Below are 2,898 nucleotides of genomic sequence, written 5' to 3' on the forward strand. Positions count from 1 at the left end.
CCGGACCGGACGGCGACGACCGCTGGCTCCTGCGGGCCGGCCTTCCCGTACGGAGGCCGGCAAGAGCGGCCCGCACCCGCCCACCGGGGCCGCCGGGGCCGCCGAGTCCGCCGGGGCCGCCGGAGCCGCCGAGTCCGCAGGGGCCTCCCTGCTGATCGCCGACGACGACGAGGTCACCCGCAGCGGCCTGCGCCTCCTGCTCGGGGCCCAGCCCGGGATCACCGTGGTCGGCGAGGCCGCCGACGGCGTCGAAGCGGTGGAACAGACCCGGCTGCTACGGCCGGACGTGGTCCTGATGGACGTACGCATGCCGCGCTGCAACGGCATCGAGGCCACCCGGCGGATCCTGGCCGAAGTACCGGACCCGCCCAAGGTCATGGTGATCACCACGTTCGAGAGCGACAGCCACGTCACCGCCGCCCTCGGCGCGGGAGCCAGCGGCTTCGTCCTCAAACGCTTCCCCGTGGCCCGGATCGCCCAGGCCGTACGCATCGTCGCGGCAGGGGAGGAGATCCTCTTCCCGGCGGACCTGCGCCGGATGGTCACCGCCCGCCCGCTGGACTCCGCGGACGCCCTGCCCGCCGCCGCGCTGACGCCCCGTGAGGAGGCCGTCCTGCGCCTGATGTCCACCGGCCGCTCGAACCCCGACATCGCCCACGCGCTCACCGTCAGCCTGGAGACCGTCAAGACCCACGTCGGAAACGTCCTGACCAAGCTCGGCGCCCAGAACCGCACCCACGCCGTGGTGATCGCCTACGAATCCGGCCTGGTCGTCCCGGGCCTGCCGGGCTGACTCCCAGCCGGCGATCACGCCGCGGGCGGGTCGGCCGTCGGAGCGGAACGCGCCGTGGACGCGCGGGTCCCCTTGGATCCGGACCAGCCCCACGCCGGTCTCGGGTCAGTGGGCCGGAAGGGTTCGGTAGGCGGCTGCCATGGGGGAGGAGCCGGTGGTGACGTAGTCGTGGATGCCGGCGAGGTAGTCGTCGCGGTCGACGAGGCCGTCGCCGTCGGTGTCGAGGTCGTCGAAGGCGCGGCCCGCGTCCGCCTCGGAGTTGCTGGACGCCACCCTCAGCCGGGTGAACTCCTCGCGGGTGAGCCGGCCGTCGCCGTCGTGGTCGGCGACGTCGAAGAGCGAGCCGAGGGCGGGCCGGCAGGACCGTTCGAACGCGTCGTGTCCGGCCCAGGTGCGGTACTCCTCGAACGTGACCCGCCCGTCGTGGTCGGCGTCCATGTCCGCGAAGACCTCCTCGTGCGCGGCGCGCGCCGTGCGCACCACGGGGTCGTCGGCGTCCCGGCCCATGGCCGCCGCCGCGCGGTCGACCCGCGCGAGGTACTCGGTGTGGGTGATGGCGCCGTCGCCGTCCCGGTCGAGCATGGCGAAGATGCGCTGCTTGGCCGTGTCGGTCATGGTGGCGGTGGCCTGCTCGGGCACGATCCTGTTCCTGTCTGCTGCGGGGCGCTTGCGCGGGATGACACCGCCAAGATCATCACGTCCGTGCGCCGGCCGGCCTCCGGCCCGCCGACGCTCACCCGAATCGCCCGCGCATCCCCTGAGTACGGGCTCTCTCTGGGACGGTTGTGGCTGAGGGGCGGGCCGGTCGTTCCGGCTGACATCTGGCATCGACGCCCCCGGGTACCACGCTCAACCGAGCCTGGATCCGGGCTTTGGGCGGGGGTGGGCGTGGGCAGGTTGTGTGGTGTCGCCGGTCGTCTGGAGGAGCTGGACAGTTGTCATGCCTCGTCCTGGGCCCGCGCCCGGGCCTGCGCCTGGGACGGGCCGACGGCACCCCGCGCATCCCGAACGACCTCACCCACCACACCGTCGCCACCCGCACCGGAGGCAACCCGTGACGCTCCGACACGATCCGGCCTCGGCCCAGCCGACTCCCGACCTCCTGTCCGCGGCCCGGCTCCTGCTGCCCGAGCTCACCGCCTGGCGCCGCGCCCTGCACCGCACCCCCGAAGTCGGGCTCGACCTCCCCCACACCCAGCAGACCGTCCTCGACGCCCTCGCCGGCCTGCCCCTGACGGTCACCACCGGGACCGGTCTCAGCTCCGTCACCGCCACCCTGGAGGGCACCCGCCCCGGCCGTACCATCGTGCTGCGCGCCGACATGGACGCCCTGCCCCTGACCGAGGACACCGGCCTCCCCTACGCCTCCGAACGGCCCGGCGGCATGCACGCCTGCGGCCACGACCTCCACACCGCCATGCTGCTCGGCGCCTGCCACCTCCTCGCCGACCGCGCGCACGAGTTGCCGGGGCGGGTGGTGTTCATGTTCCAGCCCGGTGAGGAGAGCTGTGGAGGCGCCGCCCACATGATCGACGAAGGCGTCCTCGACACCCCCGACCACCAGGGCGCCGACGCGGCGTTCGCCATGCACGTCACCACCCGCTTCGAGACGGGCACCGTCCACCTGCGCCCCGGCCCCGTCTACGCCGCCGCCGACCTGATCCACATCACGGTCACCGGCCGCGGCGGCCACGCCTCCGCCCCGCACCTGGCCCTCGACCCGGTCCCGGTGGCCTGCGAGATCGTCCTCGCCCTGCAGACGATGGTCACGCGCACCGTGAACGTCTTCGATCCCGCCGTGGTCACCATCGCCCGCATCGAGGCCGGCACCGCCACCAACATCATCCCCGCCACGGCCCGGCTCCACGGCACCTTCCGCACCCTGACCCCCGAAACCCGCAAGGCCGTACGCGCGAACATCGAACGCGTCGCCCGCCACGTCGCCGAAGCCCACGGCGCCCACGCCGAGGTCACGCTCACCGAGTCCTACCCGCCGGTGCACAACGACCCCGCCTTCACCGACCTCGCCCGCCGGGCCGCGGGGCGCCGGGGCGGGCCGCCGGGCCCGGCCCCCCAGCGCGGGGGGTGGAGGGGAGGGGGTCCAC

At 74.2% G+C, this 2,898-nt stretch carries 4 protein-coding genes; 3 read left to right on the forward strand and 1 reads right to left on the reverse strand.

Annotation, left to right across the window (positions count from 1 at the left end):
• Nucleotides 1-148 precede the first annotated feature (148 nt).
• The gene (locus AB0O29_RS34825; protein ID WP_365160148.1) at nucleotides 149-793 is read left to right on the forward strand and encodes a response regulator transcription factor; all 645 of its coding nucleotides are present in this window, start codon (nucleotides 149-151) and stop codon (nucleotides 791-793) included.
• Nucleotides 794-898: 105 nt separating this feature from the next.
• Here AB0O29_RS34825 and AB0O29_RS34830 read toward each other — a convergent pair whose 3' ends face one another.
• Nucleotides 899-1,432, reverse strand: a complete 534-nt coding sequence (locus AB0O29_RS34830) for an EF-hand domain-containing protein (protein ID WP_365160139.1) — start codon at nucleotides 1,430-1,432, stop codon at nucleotides 899-901.
• Between the two features lie 296 nt (nucleotides 1,433-1,728).
• On the opposite strand from AB0O29_RS34830, the gene AB0O29_RS34835 reads away from it, so the two are divergent.
• Together AB0O29_RS34835 and AB0O29_RS34840 are read left to right on the forward strand one after the other, a co-directional pair.
• Nucleotides 1,729-1,851: a hypothetical protein gene (locus AB0O29_RS34835; RefSeq protein ID WP_365160142.1), complete on the forward strand. Its 123-nt coding sequence runs from the start codon at nucleotides 1,729-1,731 to the stop codon at nucleotides 1,849-1,851.
• Nucleotides 1,848-2,898: M20 family metallopeptidase (locus AB0O29_RS34840; protein ID WP_365160145.1), on the forward strand; the 1,051-nt coding region annotated here is incomplete at its 3' end. The genes AB0O29_RS34835 and AB0O29_RS34840, both read left to right, overlap by 4 nt.

Origin of the sequence: Streptomyces sp. NPDC089915 (genome assembly GCF_040684675.1) — a bacterium.
Classification (GTDB): domain Bacteria; phylum Actinomycetota; class Actinomycetes; order Streptomycetales; family Streptomycetaceae; genus Streptomyces.